The organism is Spongiactinospora sp. TRM90649, from assembly GCF_029382225.1.
Classification (GTDB): Bacteria; Actinomycetota; Actinomycetes; order Streptosporangiales; family Streptosporangiaceae; genus Spongiactinospora.
The window spans coordinates 211,493-227,127 of sequence record NZ_JARLTC010000002.1 but is presented as its reverse complement, the minus strand read 5'-3'; the positions used below and the strand labels follow the sequence as shown (position 1 = coordinate 227,127).

The 15,635-nt window shown below is 69.5% G+C and carries 17 protein-coding genes; 8 read left to right on the top strand and 9 right to left on the bottom strand.

The window, feature by feature from the left end; all coding sequences use genetic code 11:
• Window positions 1-185 precede the first annotated feature (185 nt).
• Window positions 186-512 carry a hypothetical protein gene (locus P3X83_RS01090; protein WP_277303321.1) on the top strand — a complete coding sequence of 109 codons (327 nt, stop codon included), beginning with the start codon at window positions 186-188 and terminating at the stop codon, window positions 510-512.
• A gap of 349 nt (window positions 513-861) precedes the next feature.
• Entirely contained in the window at window positions 862-2,478 is a 1,617-nt protein-coding gene (locus P3X83_RS01085) for a carbohydrate-binding protein (protein WP_277303320.1), read from the top strand.
• A 229-nt stretch (window positions 2,479-2,707) separates the two neighbouring features.
• On the opposite strand, the gene P3X83_RS01080 is transcribed toward P3X83_RS01085, so the two are convergent.
• Window positions 2,708-3,280, bottom strand: a complete 573-nt coding sequence (locus P3X83_RS01080; RefSeq protein ID WP_277303319.1) for a hypothetical protein — start codon at window positions 3,278-3,280, stop codon at window positions 2,708-2,710.
• Window positions 3,281-3,320: 40 nt separating this feature from the next.
• On the opposite strand from P3X83_RS01080, the gene P3X83_RS01075 reads away from it, so the two are divergent.
• Window positions 3,321-3,971, top strand: a complete 651-nt coding sequence (locus P3X83_RS01075; RefSeq protein WP_277303318.1) for an HAD family hydrolase — start codon at window positions 3,321-3,323, stop codon at window positions 3,969-3,971.
• Between the two features lie 35 nt (window positions 3,972-4,006).
• Here the strand turns inward: P3X83_RS01075 and P3X83_RS01070 are convergent, their stop codons facing one another.
• Window positions 4,007-4,564 (bottom strand): hypothetical protein, encoded by a 558-nt coding sequence (locus P3X83_RS01070; protein ID WP_277303317.1) that lies wholly within the window; start codon window positions 4,562-4,564, stop codon window positions 4,007-4,009.
• Window positions 4,565-4,776: 212 nt separating this feature from the next.
• Between P3X83_RS01070 and P3X83_RS01065 the strand changes: the two genes are divergently transcribed.
• From P3X83_RS01065 to P3X83_RS01050, 4 genes are all read left to right on the top strand, one after another.
• Window positions 4,777-5,121 carry a cold shock domain-containing protein gene (locus P3X83_RS01065; RefSeq protein WP_277303316.1) on the top strand — a complete coding sequence of 115 codons (345 nt, stop codon included), beginning with the start codon at window positions 4,777-4,779 and terminating at the stop codon, window positions 5,119-5,121.
• A gap of 142 nt (window positions 5,122-5,263) precedes the next feature.
• The gene (locus P3X83_RS01060; RefSeq protein ID WP_277303315.1) at window positions 5,264-5,896 is read left to right on the top strand and encodes a TetR/AcrR family transcriptional regulator; all 633 of its coding nucleotides are present in this window, start codon (window positions 5,264-5,266) and stop codon (window positions 5,894-5,896) included.
• 62 nt (window positions 5,897-5,958) lie between these two features.
• The gene (thyX, locus tag P3X83_RS01055; RefSeq protein WP_346742675.1) at window positions 5,959-6,633 is read left to right on the top strand and encodes an FAD-dependent thymidylate synthase; all 675 of its coding nucleotides are present in this window, start codon (window positions 5,959-5,961) and stop codon (window positions 6,631-6,633) included.
• Between the two features lie 28 nt (window positions 6,634-6,661).
• Entirely contained in the window at window positions 6,662-9,133 is a 2,472-nt protein-coding gene (locus tag P3X83_RS01050; RefSeq protein WP_277303313.1) for a tetratricopeptide repeat protein, read from the top strand.
• A gap of 17 nt (window positions 9,134-9,150) precedes the next feature.
• Here the strand turns inward: P3X83_RS01050 and P3X83_RS01045 are convergent, their stop codons facing one another.
• From P3X83_RS01045 to P3X83_RS01035, 3 genes are read right to left on the bottom strand one after another with little or no spacing between them, the layout of a single operon-like run.
• Window positions 9,151-10,083, bottom strand: a complete 933-nt coding sequence (locus tag P3X83_RS01045; RefSeq protein WP_277303312.1) for a hypothetical protein — start codon at window positions 10,081-10,083, stop codon at window positions 9,151-9,153.
• A gap of 17 nt (window positions 10,084-10,100) precedes the next feature.
• Window positions 10,101-10,547: an NUDIX domain-containing protein gene (locus tag P3X83_RS01040; protein ID WP_277303311.1), complete on the bottom strand. Its 447-nt coding sequence runs from the start codon at window positions 10,545-10,547 to the stop codon at window positions 10,101-10,103.
• Between the two features lie 27 nt (window positions 10,548-10,574).
• Complete coding sequence (locus P3X83_RS01035; RefSeq protein ID WP_277303310.1) at window positions 10,575-11,246, bottom strand: hypothetical protein; 672 nt, start codon at window positions 11,244-11,246, stop codon at window positions 10,575-10,577.
• A 205-nt stretch (window positions 11,247-11,451) separates the two neighbouring features.
• Here P3X83_RS01035 and P3X83_RS01030 point away from each other — a divergent pair, with 205 nt between their 5' ends.
• Window positions 11,452-11,613: a hypothetical protein gene (locus P3X83_RS01030; RefSeq protein WP_277303309.1), complete on the top strand. Its 162-nt coding sequence runs from the start codon at window positions 11,452-11,454 to the stop codon at window positions 11,611-11,613.
• A gap of 2 nt (window positions 11,614-11,615) precedes the next feature.
• Here P3X83_RS01030 and P3X83_RS01025 read toward each other — a convergent pair whose 3' ends face one another.
• The 4 genes from P3X83_RS01025 to P3X83_RS01010 all read right to left on the bottom strand — a co-directional run bounded on the left by P3X83_RS01025 (window position 11,616) and on the right by P3X83_RS01010 (window position 15,570).
• Window positions 11,616-12,341 (bottom strand): hypothetical protein, encoded by a 726-nt coding sequence (locus P3X83_RS01025; protein ID WP_277303308.1) that lies wholly within the window; start codon window positions 12,339-12,341, stop codon window positions 11,616-11,618.
• 37 nt (window positions 12,342-12,378) lie between these two features.
• Complete coding sequence (locus P3X83_RS01020) at window positions 12,379-12,768, bottom strand: DUF6185 family protein (protein WP_277303307.1); 390 nt, start codon at window positions 12,766-12,768, stop codon at window positions 12,379-12,381.
• 112 nt (window positions 12,769-12,880) lie between these two features.
• On the bottom strand, window positions 12,881-15,064 hold the full coding sequence (locus tag P3X83_RS01015) for a hypothetical protein (protein ID WP_277303306.1): 2,184 nt from the start codon (window positions 15,062-15,064) through the stop codon (window positions 12,881-12,883).
• Between the two features lie 140 nt (window positions 15,065-15,204).
• Entirely contained in the window at window positions 15,205-15,570 is a 366-nt protein-coding gene (locus P3X83_RS01010; protein ID WP_277303305.1) for an STAS domain-containing protein, read from the bottom strand.
• Window positions 15,571-15,635: the final 65 nt, after the last annotated feature.

Genomic DNA, 15,635 nt, shown 5'->3' with positions numbered 1-15,635 from the left:
GCCGCCCGCCGGCATGACGCCGGCGTAGTAGTGGCGAAGCGGGCGTGCGCCGCCGATTGCCGTTGACATCACAGCCGGCCGACTTCGGGCAGCGGAGGCAGGATCTCATCCGGCACCCGCACCCACGCCGGCCGCCGGATGAGCGCGGCGGGGACGACACACCGCACTTGAGTATCGTGCGGATCATGACTGCCGGTCGGCGCCCGCGCCTCGGAGACGTGTTCCCCGACCTCGCCGCTGACATCGTCGCTCTGCTGCGTGCGAGGGACGAGAGCGACCCTCTAGCGGACTCGGTGGAAGACCTGCCGTTTCATGGCGTGTGCACCTGTAGCGCTACCTGCACCAACCTCCTGACCGCTCCACCGGGTTCGTCCGGTTCGCGGATGGTGCAGCTGGAGCGTGACGGCGAGGACGTCATCTGGCTGAGCTTGGACCCCAGCGCGACGGCCATTGCTGACATCGAGGTCCTCGACGGACGTGATCTCGGACCCGCGGGCCGTCGGCCCGAGTAAGAGAAGCGGAGCGCGGCCGGACCGACCGATCGTCGATCGCCCCGCGCGCGAGTCGACTTGGGCCCTTGTAGCGCCTGGTAGCGACGGTTACAATTCGAAAAATATTAGGAAAGTTTCCTAACGATAAACTTCGCTTCTTCGCTCTCTGTGAGGCCGCTCTCCCACGCGTACCCGCTCCCAGGCGGCCTTGCCGTTCGACCGGCGGGCCACGCGATGCCGACCACGACCCCGGTACGGCGGCCCGGTGGCGCACATGACCTGGCCAGTGGCCGCCCCGCAGACGTGCGGGGGGACGGCCGCGCGGGCGAGTCATCGGCACACTCCACCCCCACCCCCCAGGGAGTGTCACGTGAGACTCCGCGTACTCATCCTCGCGGTCCTGGCCGTCTTCGTGACGGGCCTGGGCCTTCCGGCGCCGGCCGAGGCCGACGTGGTACGGCAGGCGAAAGTCCAAGCCGCCGCGCCCGACTGGGTGGCCTGGACCGCCTACACCGTCGGCACGATCGTCACCTACAACGGCGTCGAATACCGGTGCCTGCAGAACCACACCTCCATACCCGGCTGGGAGCCACCCAACGTCCCCCCGATGTGGGAGCGCGTCCCGCTGCCCCCGGCCCCGGCGAACCCGCGCGTCACCGAGGCCACCTCCGGCAGCGTCTCGCTGGCCTGGGACGCCTCCACCGACAACGTCCGCCTCGCCGGATACGAGCTCTACCGCAATTACGTCCTGGTCACCACCGTGCCCGGCACCGGCTACACCGACTCGGGCCTGGCCGCCTCCACCGCCTACACCTACATGCTGCGCGCCCGCGACGCCGCAGGCAATCGCTCGGACGCCTCCTGGATCACCGCCACCACCGCGCCACCGGTGCCCGGCCAGCCCGGCGCCGCCTGGGCGACCGCCAACGACACCAGCGTCACGCTGAACTGGGGCGCCTCCAGCGGCACCGTCACCGGGTACCGGGTTTACGAGGCTGGCGCGCAGCGCGCGCAGGTCGTCTCCGCCACCGCCACCATCTCCGGCGTCGCCAGGTGCGAGACCCGCAAGTACACGATCAAGGCCTACAACGTCAGCGGGGAGTCGGCGGGCCGTGAGCTGAACGCCACCACGACCGGCTGCACCAGCCCCAACCCCAATCCCGCCAGGCTGCCCGGCGCCCCGTACCTGTCCATGGCCTTGGGGAGCCCGCCCAACCCGGGCACGGTCATGGCCGGCACCGGCGTCAAGTCCTTCACGATGGCCTTCATCCAGTCATCGGGCGGCTGCACCCCGGCATGGGACGGCCAGCGCCCGCTGACCGGCGGCATCGACGCCCAGGCGATCGGCATGATCAGGTCCAGGGGCGGCATGGTGGCGATCTCCTTCGGCGGCTGGAGCGGCAACAAGCTCGGCCCGAACTGCTCGACCCCGCCGGCCTTCGCCAACGCGGTCCAGCAGGTCATCAACGCCTTCGGCCCGGCGGTGGTCGACTTCGACATCGAGAACGTCGATGAGTTCGAGAACAACACGGTCCAGGACCGCATCCTCAACGGCCTGAAGATCGTCAAGCAGAACAACCCGAACGTCAAGATCGCCGTCACCATCCCGACGCTCAAGACCGGCCTGAGCGCCCCGGGCGTCCGCCTGGTCAACCAGGCCAAGGCCCTGGGCGCGCCGATCGACAACTACACGATCATGGCGTTCAACTTCGGCGGCAACGACATGTACCAGGACACCGTCAACGCCTCCGAGGGGCTCAAGAGCTCCCTGAAGAGCACGTTCGGCTGGAGCGACGCCGAGGCATACGCCCACATGGGCATCTCGGGCATGAACGGCAGATCCGACGTAGGGGAGACCACGACCCTGGCCCAGTGGACCCAGATCCGCGACTGGGCCAAGGCCAGGGGCCTCACCCGCCTCACCTTCTGGGCGGTCAATCGCGAGCAGACCGGCTGGCCGTTCACCCAGATCACCGCCGGCTTCTGACAGCACGACGAAGGGGGCGGGCACTCACCCGCCCCCACCAGCCGGGCCACGGCTCAATCGGGCGTTGGTGCGAACGGTGGCGTCAGGCTGTGCCGCAATGTTCGAACCAAATCCGTGGGTTCGGCGATCCAGTGCGACGGCAACCGGCGATTCGAAGGTATGGCGTAGCTCGCGTGGCGTCTACGCATCGCCGTTGTCCCTGCTCGCCGTCGCTCTCGGCGTATCGGGCTCAGGTGTCCATCTCATAGCGGTACCAACGCCGAGGATCGCCGTTCTGGTGCAGCCACAGCGTTCCGCCTCTGCCGATCTTGCCGCATGCCCGGCCGGACGGACGTCGGCCGATTGGTAGCAGCAGGTGCTCGCGTCCCGTCTCGGTGACGGCTCCGCCCTCTCGGAGGGCTCTGCGGATCTCCCAGCGGAATCCGCCGTTCGCTCGGCGCTGAGCCAAGAAGGCCAGATCGGCACCGGAGAGGGCCAAGCCGGTGCATCGCTTGACTGGATTCGGTGTGACGCTCCGGACGCCGTCAGCGTCGATCTCGATCAGCGGGAAGTCGGTGTAGGGGCAGGCGTGGATCTCGTCGCCGTCGCAGACGACGGCTGTCGCGTCGTAGCGGGGGGCGGAGCTCGGAGAAGTACGGGATGGGGGTGAAGCCCTGGGCGGGGTCGGCGACCAGCGCGGCCAGCCGGCCGCGGTGGTCGATGGTCGAGGCCAGGACTTCGTGACGGGCGTAGCGGTCGGGAAGCGTCGCGTGGAGTGCGAGCCGGCGGTCAGCGACCATGCGCCTTTCTCGTTGTCATTCATCGATGATCGCATATGGGGCGACGTCGTAGGATAAGGCGCTGTGCAGCGGCTTGCGCTCTTCGACCTGGACAACACGCTGATCGACCTGGACAAGGCGTTCGGGATCTGGGTTGGGGAGTTCGTCGATGAGCACGGGTTGGACGGCGTGGCGGTTGAGTGGCTGGTTGCCCTTGACAGATCCGGATATCCGCACCGTGGGGAGTTCTTCACGAGGGTGCGTGAGCGGTTCGGCCTGTCGATGTCGGTGGAGGAGCTTTGGGGGCGCTATCGCGCGCGCATGCCGTACCTGGTCGTATGTCCGCCTGACGTGCTCGCCGGTCTGGATCGCCTGCGGGCTGCCGGATGGGCGGTGGCCATCGTGACGAACGGCATGGCGGACAATCAGCTCGGCAAGATCCGGCGGACGGGGCTGGCGGATGTGGTGGACGCGTGGGCTCTGTCGGGGGCAGAGGGGATGCGGAAGCCGGAAGCCGGGTTGTTCGAGATCGCGGCCAAGCGGTGTGAGGTGAGCCTCGACGGCGGCGGGTGGATGGTCGGCGACAACCTCACGGCGGACATCGCCGGTGGGCGGGCGGCCGGCTTGCGGACGATCTGGATCGACCGGGGGACATGGCCGGGTGTCGAGCACGAGGCCGATCACGTGGTGAGCGACGTGCTTGAGGCGATGGAGATCCTGCACGCCTCGGAGTGAGGATCTGCCGCGCGGCTTCCGCTCTGTGGGGCAGGTCAGCCGGGGGCGCACAGCCGCCTGAGTTCGGCGTGGTCCGTGTTGATGTCCGCGATCACCTCGTTGGGATCGCCGCCGGTCATGCCCGTCAGGCGGAAGCGCAGTTCCTGGAATTCGGAGGCCAGCCGACTGATCGTCGCACTTACCACGCCCTCTGCGTCGAGGCCCGCGCCCATCAGGTCGCTGTACGCCTGCTGAGCCGCGGCTGCCTGGCCGTTGCGGGTGGTTCCGGCGTTCCGCTGGTAGGCGGTCAGCGCTGTCGCGGCCTTGTCGCAGCCGCCTGGCGGCACCTCCGACAGCGTCGTGGGGGTATTCAGGATCACCGGCGCGGGGGACGTGCTGGGTTCAGGCGTAGGGCTCGGAGTCGGCGGCGCGGCCGGTGTGGTGACCGCTTCTGGTGGTGATGACCGCGGAGGTGGCTCGGTGACCACCTCCCGTGGCGATGACTCCGGGGCGGCCTCGGTGGGCGGATCCGGTGGGGACGGCTGCGGGGTCGGCGGCGCCAGGTAGGCGACCAGCGCGATCACGGCGGCGACCGCGCCCGCTAGAGCGCTCACCGCCGCCCAATCCGGGCGAAAGCGTGCTTCCTTGCTCGCTCCCGGCCGGTGCGCTGATCCGTTCTCCGTCATGCTCACATCGTGCCGAGCAGCCGGGCCTCGGTCCAGGATGTCAGTGCCTTCCGCGGGCCGGACGGCCACGCGGATCGCCACGGGACGGGTGCAGGATGATCGTGGTTCGCGCGGTATGTCGGGGGAAGGAGAGTTTCTGGATGGGCGAGGTCACTGGCGGCGTGGTGCTCTGGAACGAGGAGGAGGGATGGGGCGTGTTACGTTCCCCGGCCGTGCCGGGGGATGTGTGGGCGCATTTCTCCGCGATAGAAGGTCCGCCTGGCAGCTATCGGACCCTGGGTGAAGGCGACGATGTCGTGTTCACCTGGGAAGCGGCCGAGCAGGACGGCTTCGCGTACCGGGCCGTAGCCGTCAGGGAAGCGGGATCTCCCGCTGGTGGCGGCGATACGGAGTTCCAGACGAACGACGAGGCTTACCGGTCCACGCTGGAGATCACCTTTGATGATGATGGGGACCCGCAGGGAATGGGCAATTCGCCCACATGATCGATGCGTCGGACGCGGCGGTCATGGGCAGGTACGAAAGCCTCGTAACGCCGGTTGACCGGGATGGCTTGACTGTAGGATCGCGTTCGATCAAGGCGGTCTACGGTCGTTCTGAGCGGCGGGCTCGATGCGGAGAGGCGACGTGGCGGATCTCAGTCCGAAGGGCCGGCGCGGGCAGAGCGGGCGTCAGGTCGTACGTGACCCCGAGGGAGCCCGCAAGGCTCTGCTGTCCAGCGCGATTCGCCTCTTCGAGCGGAACGGCTACGCTGCGACGTCCGTCCAGAGCATCATCGACGGCGCCAATCTCACCAAAGGTGCGTTCTACCACCACTTCAAGAGCAAGGAAGACCTGCTCTTCCACGTGCACGACCGGTTCATCGACCACCAGCTCCACCGCGCCCGCGAAGTCGTGGCCGACACCGAACTGCCCGCCGACGAGAAACTGCGCAGGTTGATCGTCGAAGCACTCCTCGAACCCATGGCGATGTACAAGCCGGAGATAACCGTGTTCCTCCAGGAACGCCGGTTTCTCTCCGGGGAGACGTTCGTCGAGATCAAGGAGAAGCGCGAGGCGTTCGAACGCTGCTTCGTGGACGTCGTCGAGACCGGAATGCAGGAAGGCGTCTTCCGCGAGGTCGGGCTGCCGCACATCGTCGCGTTCGGGATCATCGGCATGGGCGCATGGACCCACGTCTGGCTCGACGCGGAGAGCCCGGCCTCACCGACGGAGATCGGCCGCGTGTACGCGGAGATCGTGGTCAACGGCCTGCGCTGACCGGGGCGACGGCCGACGGTACCGCTTGGAGGTCGCGCATGGAGATCAGGCACGACGTGTCGGTGGGGCTGGTCGACGCGGTCGGATCGGACGCGGGCGTCTGCCGGGCGGCCCGCGTCTCGACGCGCGGGACCGAGGCGGTGGATTCCGCGGCCGACGCCGGGTTGATTCGCTATCTCATGCGAAACCGGCACGGCTCACCGTTCGAGCACAATTCCCTGACGTTCCACATCGAGGCCCCGATTTTCGTCACCCGGCAACTCCTGAAACACCGGATCGGGGTTTCGATCAATGAGGAATCCGGGCGATACCGGGAGTTCCGGCCTATTTTTTACAGCCCGCTGGACGAGAACAGGCCGCTCACGCAGACGGGAAAGGCCAGCGAATATCGGTACGCGCCGGGAAGCCCCGCCCAGCGGGCGTTGGTCGGCGCGGAGCTGACGGCGGTCTTCGAGGCCGCCTGGAAGGCCTACCGCGAGATCATCGCGGCCGGCGTGTCCCGTGAGGTCGCCCGGATGTGCCTGCCGCTGGCCACGTTCTCCTCACTCTTTCTGACCCTCAACGCGCGCAGCCTGATGCACCTGCTCTCGTTGCGAACCCTGGCCGATGGGGCGCGATATCCATCGAGTCCGCAGTGGGAGACACACCGGGTGGCGGTATTGATGGAGGAGTTCTTCGCCGAACGGTTCCCGCTCACGCACGCGGCGTTCGACGAGTACGGAAGGGTGTCGCCCTAGCCGGTTCCGGTCGTGCCATCATGTGCCTGTGACCGACGAGACCGGGATCGGCGATACCGGGATCGACGAAGCGGAATTGGTGGCCGAACTGAAGTCGATCCGGGAAAAGGTCCCGCTTCGCCTGGACATCGATCGCCCGTTGCCCCTCCCCAACCTGCGCAAGGCCGCCGAGGCGTTACTGCCCGCCGTACCGGCGAAAGCGTCGCGGATGATCCGGGGGGTGATCGAGCGGGCACTGCCCCTGCTTGACGGTGATACCGCCCGCGCGGCGGTGAGGGCGGAGTTCGGCTGGGAGCCGGAGGCGCTCGCCGCCACGTCGCGGGAGCGCCGGGAGGAGGCGGCGGCGTGCTTCGGCTACTCCTTCAGCCATTTTCGCCAGCGCGGCATCGAAGAGCAATTGTTCGCCGGACTGGCGGGAGCCGTCCGGGGAGCGGTGGCGGCGAACCGGCCGTCCACGCGGCGGCCGAACGCGTCGAAAGTACCGGCTTCGGTGCCCCGGCAGCTACCGGCCGCCATCTCCGGCTTCGTCGGCCGGGGAGATGAGCATGACCGGCTCGATGACCTGCTGGACCTCCGGGCGAGCGGCGGGGCCGTGGTCATCACCGCCATCGACGGCACGGCCGGGGCCGGCAAGACCACCCTGGCCCTGCACTGGGCGCACAGCAGGCGCGACCTCTTCCCCGACGGTGACCTCTTCATCAACCTGCACGGTTATGACTACGCGCGGCCGGTCGATCCCGCCGACGCCCTCACCTCGTTCCTGCGGGCGCTGGGCGTCCCGCCCGAGGAGATCCCCGACGATCTCGACGCCCGCGCCGCGATGTACCGCACCTTGCTGCATGGCCGGGAGATGCTGATCGTCCTGGACAACGCGGTCACCCCCGAACAGGTACGTCCGCTCCTGCCTGGTTCGCCTGGTTCGCTGGTGCTGATCACGAGCCGCAGTCGATTGTCCGGCCTCGTCGCCAGAGACGGCGTGCGCCGCCTCACCCTCGACCTGATGACCCGGGAGGAGTCACTGGCGCTGCTCGGGAGCATCGCCGGGCAGGAGCGGGTGATGGGCGAGGCGGGCTACGCGGCGGACCTGGTGACGCTCTGCGCGCGACTGCCGCTCGCATTGCGGATCGCGGCGGAACGCGCCGCAGGACGGCCGCGCGCACCGTTGAAGGTCTTCGTGGACGAACTGCGCGACGAGAGCCGCCGTCTCGACATCCTCGACCTGGACGATGAGGCGACCGCCGTCCGTGGCGTGCTCGACTGGTCGTACCGCACGCTCGGCCCGGAGACCGCGCGGATGTTCCGGGTACTGGGCCTTCATGCCGGCGCGAGGATCTCCACCGGCGCGGCGGCGGCGTTGGCGGGGGAAGGCGCCAGGTCCACCGACGATCTACTGCGCACGCTCACCGGCGTTCACCTGCTCGAACACGGCGACGACGGCAGCTACGCCTTCCACGACCTGCTCCGGGTGCTGGCGGGGGAGAAACTGCGGGCCGAGGAGCCGGAAGGCGAGCGCGACGCCGCCCTGCGCAGGATGCTGCTCTGGTACCTGCACACCGCGGCCCTGGCCGTCGGGCACCTCATGCCCCAGCGCCGGGCGTTCGACCTGACACCGCCGATTGATGGGTTCGAACCCGCGCAGATCACCGCGTACGCTGACGCGCTCGACTGGCTCGAACACGAGCGGGAGAATCTGGTGCTCGCCCAGCGGCAGGCGCACGAGGCCTGTCGCGACGACGTCGCCTGGCAACTCGCCGTGGTCCTGCGCGGGTTCTTCAACCTGCGCAAGCACTGGGACGACTGGATCGCCACCCACGAGATCGCCCTGGAGTCGGCCTACCGGTCCGGCGACGAATACGCCGCGGGACGGGTTCTCAACGGCCTGGGCACGGTCTACAAGCAGAAGGGACGAATCGAGCAGGCCATTCCGTACCATCAGGAGGCGCTGCGGCTACGGCGGGAGGATTCCGATCCGCTGGGGGAGGCATCCGCTCTGGACAGCCTGGGAAACGCCTATCGGGAGGTCGGCCGCGCGTCCGACGCGATGGACTGTTACCGCGAGTCGCTCCGCCTGCGCACGGAGGCCGGGCATCGGCACGGTGAGGCATGGAGCCTGAACAACATGGGCGAGATCTACCACGCCGGTGGCGACCACACCGCCGCGCTCGGCCACTTCGAGAAGGCCCTGTCGCTCCGGCGGGAGGTCGCTGACCGCTGGGGCGAGGGGATCACCCTGCACAACGTGGGCCTGGCCCTGCACGCCCGCGCCGACCTGGAGGAGAGCGCCCGGTCCTTCGAGTCGGCTGTGGAGGTCCGGCGCGGAATCGGCGACCAGTGGGGGACGGCCACCTCGCTGGTCGCGCTCGGCGACGTCCGCGCCGCCCGGGGCGACCACCCGGCGGCCCGCACCTGCTGGACCGACGCTCTGCGCCTGCTCGACCGGCTCGACGACGCCACGGCCGATGACGTGCGCGCGCGCATCGCAGCGCTCCCCGGCCGCTGAGCGGGCGCGAGATTCGGTCAGGGTCGGCAGGCCGGGTCGCCGGCGGTTGCACGACGGCGGGCGGTGGCGAGGCCCATCCAGCCCAGGGCGTCCACGGACATGTGGTCGCCGAGGCCGCGGGTGCCCGCGACGGGAATCGGATAGGTCGCCGTCCGTAGGTGGACTCCCGCCCTCGCCGCCGATTGGAGGTAGACGGACGCGTTCTCCCTGTGCTGCACCACGGCGAACCCCCGCTCCGCGCTCACGGCCGCCGCCACTGACGCGAGCGCACCACGGGTGCCGTCCGTCCACCCGGGGGTGAAGCCCAGTTCCGTGAACGTCGTGTACTCCCCGATCACACCGGTGAGCGGGCCGAGGCGGCGTTCGACCTCGGCCAGATCACCGACGCGGTCGGCGAAGTCGTGCGGGACGAGGTCGAGCACCACCGGCACGCCGTTGCTGTGGCACCAGGCGCAGATCCGCCGGGTCGCCTCGTAGCGCGGGGCGTCGCGGTCGGTCAGGCAGTAGCCGGAGAGCCACAGGCAGCGCACCGACGCCGGATCGACCGTGGTGAGCAGCCTCGTGGCGAAGGCCGTGCTGAGCAGGTCGCCGGTGTGGGAACCCGGATAGAGCATCAGACGCCCGCAGTCGGGAAAGGAGGCCAGCAGGACGACCTTGGTCGTGCCCTCGCCGATGTGCTCCAGCCCGGTGGTGGCCATCCCGGCGGCGGTCATGGCCGCTTGGAGGATCCGGGCAGCGGGATCGGGGCCGAGGGCGGCGACGATGAGACTCTCGCCCGGGTGGTGGGCCTCGATCGACTCGGCGAAGAGCATCGCGCTGCCGCCCGGCACGAAGGACAGGCCCGAGCGCATCGTGGCGTCGTCTCCGAGGGCCAGTCGTTCGATCGCGTCGCGCGCGGGCACCGGCTCGGGTATCACGTCGAGCGCGAGGTCGCCCAGGATCAGGAACATCCCCCGGTCGCCGGAGGTCAGCCGAGCGGCGTCAGGTGCCGCATGTGGTCGATCGCGGCCAGAATGGGGTCTCGCGCCTCGGGGATCAGGTCGAGTTCGGCGGCCTTGTCGATGTCGATCCAGGCCCACGAGCCGATGTGGTCGCCGGCGTCCTGGCCGGCGGAGGTGACGTCGTGCCGGTCTCCGGAGAGCAGGCAGTGGACGGCGACCGCGACGATCGTGGGGGCGTGGGCCTCATCGCCCAGCCGCCAAGACCACATGGCCAGCGGCTCCCTGGGCTCGATGCTGAGGCCGACCTCTTCCTTCACCTCGCGGCGGATGTGCTCGTCGAGGCTCTCACCCGCCCGCATCCGGCCACCGGGGATCTCCCACTTGAGCGGATGATAGGGATCTTCAGGGCTTTTCTGGATGAAAAGCATCTTGTTCTCATGGGTGATGATGGCCTTCTGCGCGAAGTCGACCACGTTAGAAAGGTCCCCTCTTGTGGAGATTCACCCGGTGTACGCGACCTGAAATTGCCTTCTCAGCTCGGGTTCGAGCCGGGATTTTCCCGCAGCTACGACGGGGTAGCTCGGACAGGCGACCCAGTCGGCACGGCTCGGGTCTCCGACGAGCTCCGAAACGCGACTTCTGAGATAGTGGCGTGGCAGGCGTTGCTCGACCGGGAACCAAGCGATTCCCGCGCGGTCCTGCACAAGGATATACGGCAGCCGCGTCGTCGCGTATTCATTGAAGAAATCCGGCCATTTGCCCAGGGTCTTCAGTTGATAATCGTTACGAACGCGGTCGGCCAGGGCGATCGATGCCGGCAGCACGTGCAGGTGCGCGTGGTAGCAGAGGTCTTCACCTTCGCCGGGCCGCACGCAGGAGCCGCTGCGGCCGTGCTCGAAGAACAGTGTGGCACCGTACGTGTTCAGCTGCGCGGTTCGCAGCCGGGTGAGGGTGTCGCGGAACTCCTCGACCTGCGGTGACGGTATCTCGGCGATGCATGGAACATGATATCTGGTGATAATGAGTGCATATCCCTCAACGGGTGGGCCGAGCCCCATCATCACCAGGAAGTTCTCCGTGGTCGCTACGATGCGCCATGGTTCTGGACGCACACAAAAGCGGCATTCGGCATTGAACAAGTCTGTTTCACGCGCGAGATCATGAGCATGCATGCCCCAACTCCTTGATGCCGTGAAACGCACCATGAGTACCGTCCCGCATAGTGTGCGCCTAATCAGTCGATTGTGAAAGTTGTCCGCTTGCGGACACGGTCAGGCGTGGGCGGGATCAGGGCAGGGCGTGGGCGGGCCCATTGACTTTCGTGGAGGGCGACAGAACGGGCCCGCATGAGGACGGCGGGCGGAAACGGAGCGCCCAATGGCATGGCTTGACGCATTCGCGCTGCTGGTGGCGATGACCGCGCTCGTATGGGACGTCTCGGCGGACCCGCGCAGGGCCAGACGCGCGGCGCGCGCGCTGCGGGCGGCGGTCCGGAGGACGGCGGACGCGGCACGCGCGTTGATCCGGAAACGGCGTTGAGGTCAGGGGTGGATCAGGGTGTTGAAGGGGGTGCCCTGGGAGAGACGGGCGGTCAGGGAGTGGAGGGCGGGTGGGCCGCCGTTGGATTGGAGCCAGCGGGTGACCTTGCAGGCGGCTTTGGCGTAGAGGGTGGGGTCGGCGGTGGCGGTGCGGAGCCAGGCGTCGAGGGTGGTGGGGAGGGGGGCGTCGGGCTCTTTCAGGCAGCGGTCGGGGGTGGTCTTGGGGGCGAGGTTGCGCGGGTCGTCGCTGACCACGACGGCCAGGCCCTCGTCGAACCATTGGGGGACCTGGGCGTCGCCGAGGCGGGCGTGGAGTTCGACGTGGGAGAGCTCGTGGGAGGCGATCACCGGGTCGACTCCGCGGGGGGAGAGCATCACCGCGCGGTTGAGGACCGCGACGCCGCGTTCGCCGCCGCCGCCGATGCGGCGATAGCAGTCGTCGGACAGGCAGGCGAGCACGGACGGCGAGGTCTTCCGGCCGCCGTAGAAGGCGGTGACCCGCTCGTTCGCCAGTTCGACGGTCTCGACGACCTGTCGCTTCCGGTCGGCGGGCAGGCCGGACTCGGCGTGGACGCCCGGGGCGAGGCTTTCCATTCCGTAGCAGGCAGGGCAGGTCGTCGATGCGACGGAGGGGAAGGCCCAGGCGACCCCGGCGATCAGGGCGAGCGTCGTGACCGCGAGCGCGGTCACCGCCAGTGGCCATTTCTTGCGCGGCTTTCCGACGGGCACGTCCGAAATCGTACGCCGCCGGCGGCCACAGCGCGCGTCACGGCGGTCGGGGCATCTGGAAGGGGTCGATGCTCGGGAACGGCGGTTCGCCGCCCTGGCCCCGGACGAAAACGGCGTTCGCCGCCCTGGCCCCGGACGATTGGACGATGGCCAGCAGCGCGGCGAGCTGGGCCAGCAGGAAGGTCGCCTGCGAGGGCAGCGTCTCCAGGCGGTAGATGTCCAGCATGAACCGCCCGACGCGGCTCCACGGCGGCAGCAGGCGCCGCAGCGTGCGGGCGTCCGCGACCAGACCGGCCGTGGTGAGCACGGCGAACAGCAGGATGGTGCGCAGCATCTGGTCGACGGGCTCGTTCATCTCGCTCTGTCCGCGGGTGTCCAGGTCCGGGACGAGGGTGAAGGCCAGGCCGCCGGCGTCGGGGTAGCGCACGCCGTCCGGCACCGGCGGTGCGACGGGGCACCCGGACGGCCGGACCTCCTCCGGTTCCGCGAGGATGAGCCCTTCCAGGTCGCCAGGATCAGCGCCGTGCGTGGGAGCCGCCTCACGGAACCATCCGAGGGGGCCAGCGCACCCCGGGCGGCGTCGTGCCGCGCGCGGTGAGGATCGCGACGCGCTCACCGGCCGCGAACGCGCGGGCCAGCTCGGCCCGCACCCCCATCCCCGCCGCCACGAACTTCGACAGGTAGTGGATGCCGACGCTGACCGCGACCAGCCCGAACACGTAGGCCCACAGGTCGCGCAGGAACCCGGCGGAAAGACCGGCGGCGATGACCGTGACGGCGAGGGCGTACAGGAGCATCGTCCACCACCACTGCTCGTAGCCGCGCCCGCGCACCCGGGCGTCCGCCGGGATCGTGGACAGCCCGGCGTCGTGGCCCGCCTGGTACATGCGGGTGGTGAGCAGCAGCGTCAGGCCATTGCACGCGGTGACCAGGTACGCCCCGGCGGCGGCGCCCCAGGCCCACAGGTCCGGGCGGTAGAACAGCGGGACGATGTTGATCAGCAGCGCCACGCAGGTCATCAGGCGGATGCTGACCTCGGTGAGCGGCGCGAGCCGTCCGGGGACGCCGCGCGCGGTGAGGCGGGCCAGGATCGTCTGGTAGTACTTGGCGGCGAGCAGGCCCTGAGTGAGGGCGATGACGTCAGCGGCCAGCGGCATACCGGACGGCAGGCCGCCCCACTCCCCGGTGACCAGCTCGTCCAGGTTGAACAGCGCGGTCTTCGCCAGGATGAACCACCAGCAGGCGGTGGCCACGAACGCGAACAGCAGCAGGTAGCTGTGGTTCCGGCCGCCCGTGACCGAGCGCCTGCTCAGCCGCCACCGCTGATACTGCGTGCTGACCTCCGACGACGACGGCAGGACGCGCGCCAGCACGCGCCGCGCGCGGGATCGCGCCGCGTCGGGCTCGTGCCCGGCCAGTTCCACCGCCTCGTCGAGGAACGCACCGAGGACGTCGAACCGGAGCGGGCCCTCTGGCAGGAGCAGCAGCCGCCTGCGCGGGTCTTCCTCGATCAGGTCCTCCAGCGCCCGGCCCAGGTCGGGGCTGATCCGCCAGACGACGTCGGGGGCGCGGCCGTCGCGCGGGGCGTGGCCGCAGACGGCCTGGATGAGGATGATCCCCAGCGAGTACGCGTCGGAGGACAGGGATCTGCCCTTGTTCTTCACCTCGGGGGCGACATAGACGGAGTCGTCGTGTTCGGGGATGCCGATCTGGCGGCTGTAGAGGTGGTTGGGGCCGAGGTCGATGAGCCGTACCTCGCCGGTGCCCTGGGCCAGGATGACGTTGCCGGGGGACAGGTCCAGGTGCTGGCGTTCGGAGCCGGTGGAGGCGTCCACGGGCCGCTCTGCGGCCAGCCGGTGCAGCGCGGCGGTCAGGCCGACGGACAGTTCGGCGCAGACGGCCAGCCGTTCGGCCACCGAGGGCGGCTGCTCCCGGCCCTCCAGCTCGTCGAGGCGCTCGGCGAGGGTGCGGCCCTCCTGGAAGGGCAGTAGGACCCATCGGTCGGTGGAGGCGATCGGGTGGACCACGACGGCGGAGGCCCGCCGCCCGCCGTAGATCTCGGCGTAGGCGTTGGTGGCCTGGGCGATGGCGCTCAGCTTGTTCCATGGGAACAGCACGCACTTGACGGCCAGCTCGTCGAACGCGCCGGACTCGTCGCGCGGGGTCCGGCCGGTGGCCCGCAGGATCACCGAGGTGGTGCCGGCCCGGTGGTAGGCGAAGGTGGCCGGGTCGAGCGCCGCCCAGCGGTCCCGCTCGAACTCGGTGCCCTCATCCGGACGGTAGACGGCGTGGAACGCCTCGCCGACCGGCGCGAGGGTGAACAGCTCCCGGCAGTAGGCGTCGGTCTCGTGGTAGCGCGCCCGGTCGGGGCTGTCGAAGCGGCGTTCGAGCAGCCGCACGTTGAGGCAGATCAGCGCGAGCAGCCCGGCGACGGCCGGTCGTGCGGGGTCGTGCGGGGCGCGCGTGAGCAGGGCGCGCAGCGCGGCGTCGCAGGCGTCGGCGAAGGAGCCGGGGCGCCGCGCAGCCTCGTGCTCGGCGGCGTGGTCGAGGACGCCGCGCAGGAACCGGATCGTGCCGAGGGTCCGCGCCTCGGCGCTCGCCTCGATCAGGCTCGGGCAGGTCTCCTCATCCGCGGAGTCGCGGATGAGGGCGAGTAATCGTCGCTCGAAGTCCGTCGGGGCGATGGGGGGCGGGGGTGTCGGCGGAGGTGTCGGCGGGGGCATGGCGGGTGGCTCCCGGGAGGGGACGGTTACCTTCCGGCGTCACTGTCGCACGAACCGCGCGCGTAGTCATCAGGGTCACGGAGGTTCGCGGCGGCTCACGGCACCGCGCAGGAACCACGCAGGGACAGCTCAGGAGCCGCTCAGGAGCCGCTCTGCGCGACCGGGCCCGCGGACATCGCCGTCCGGGCCTCGTCGAGCGAGCGGTAGATGGTGAAGTGCCGGTCCAGGTTGGTGATGGTCAGCAGGTGGGTGATCATCCCGGGCGGCACGACCAGGGCCAGCCGTCCGCGGGCGTCGCGTACGCGGGTGAGGGTGTGGACGAGCAGCCCGAGGCCCACCGAGTCGCAGAAGGGGACCTTGGTGAGATCGACGATCAGGCAGGGGGCCTCCGGCGCGTCGAGCAGCGGGTCGAGTTCACCCTGGAGACGGGGAGCGGAGGACAGGTCGAGGTCTCCGGCGGGCTGCACCACGGTGCACGTGCGCTCCTGCCATGTCAGGACGTCCATGGGGTCACCGCCTTCCGGCCGATAGTGGGGTCGTTGGCCGTTTCCCCGAAATACCCCCCTAAGCT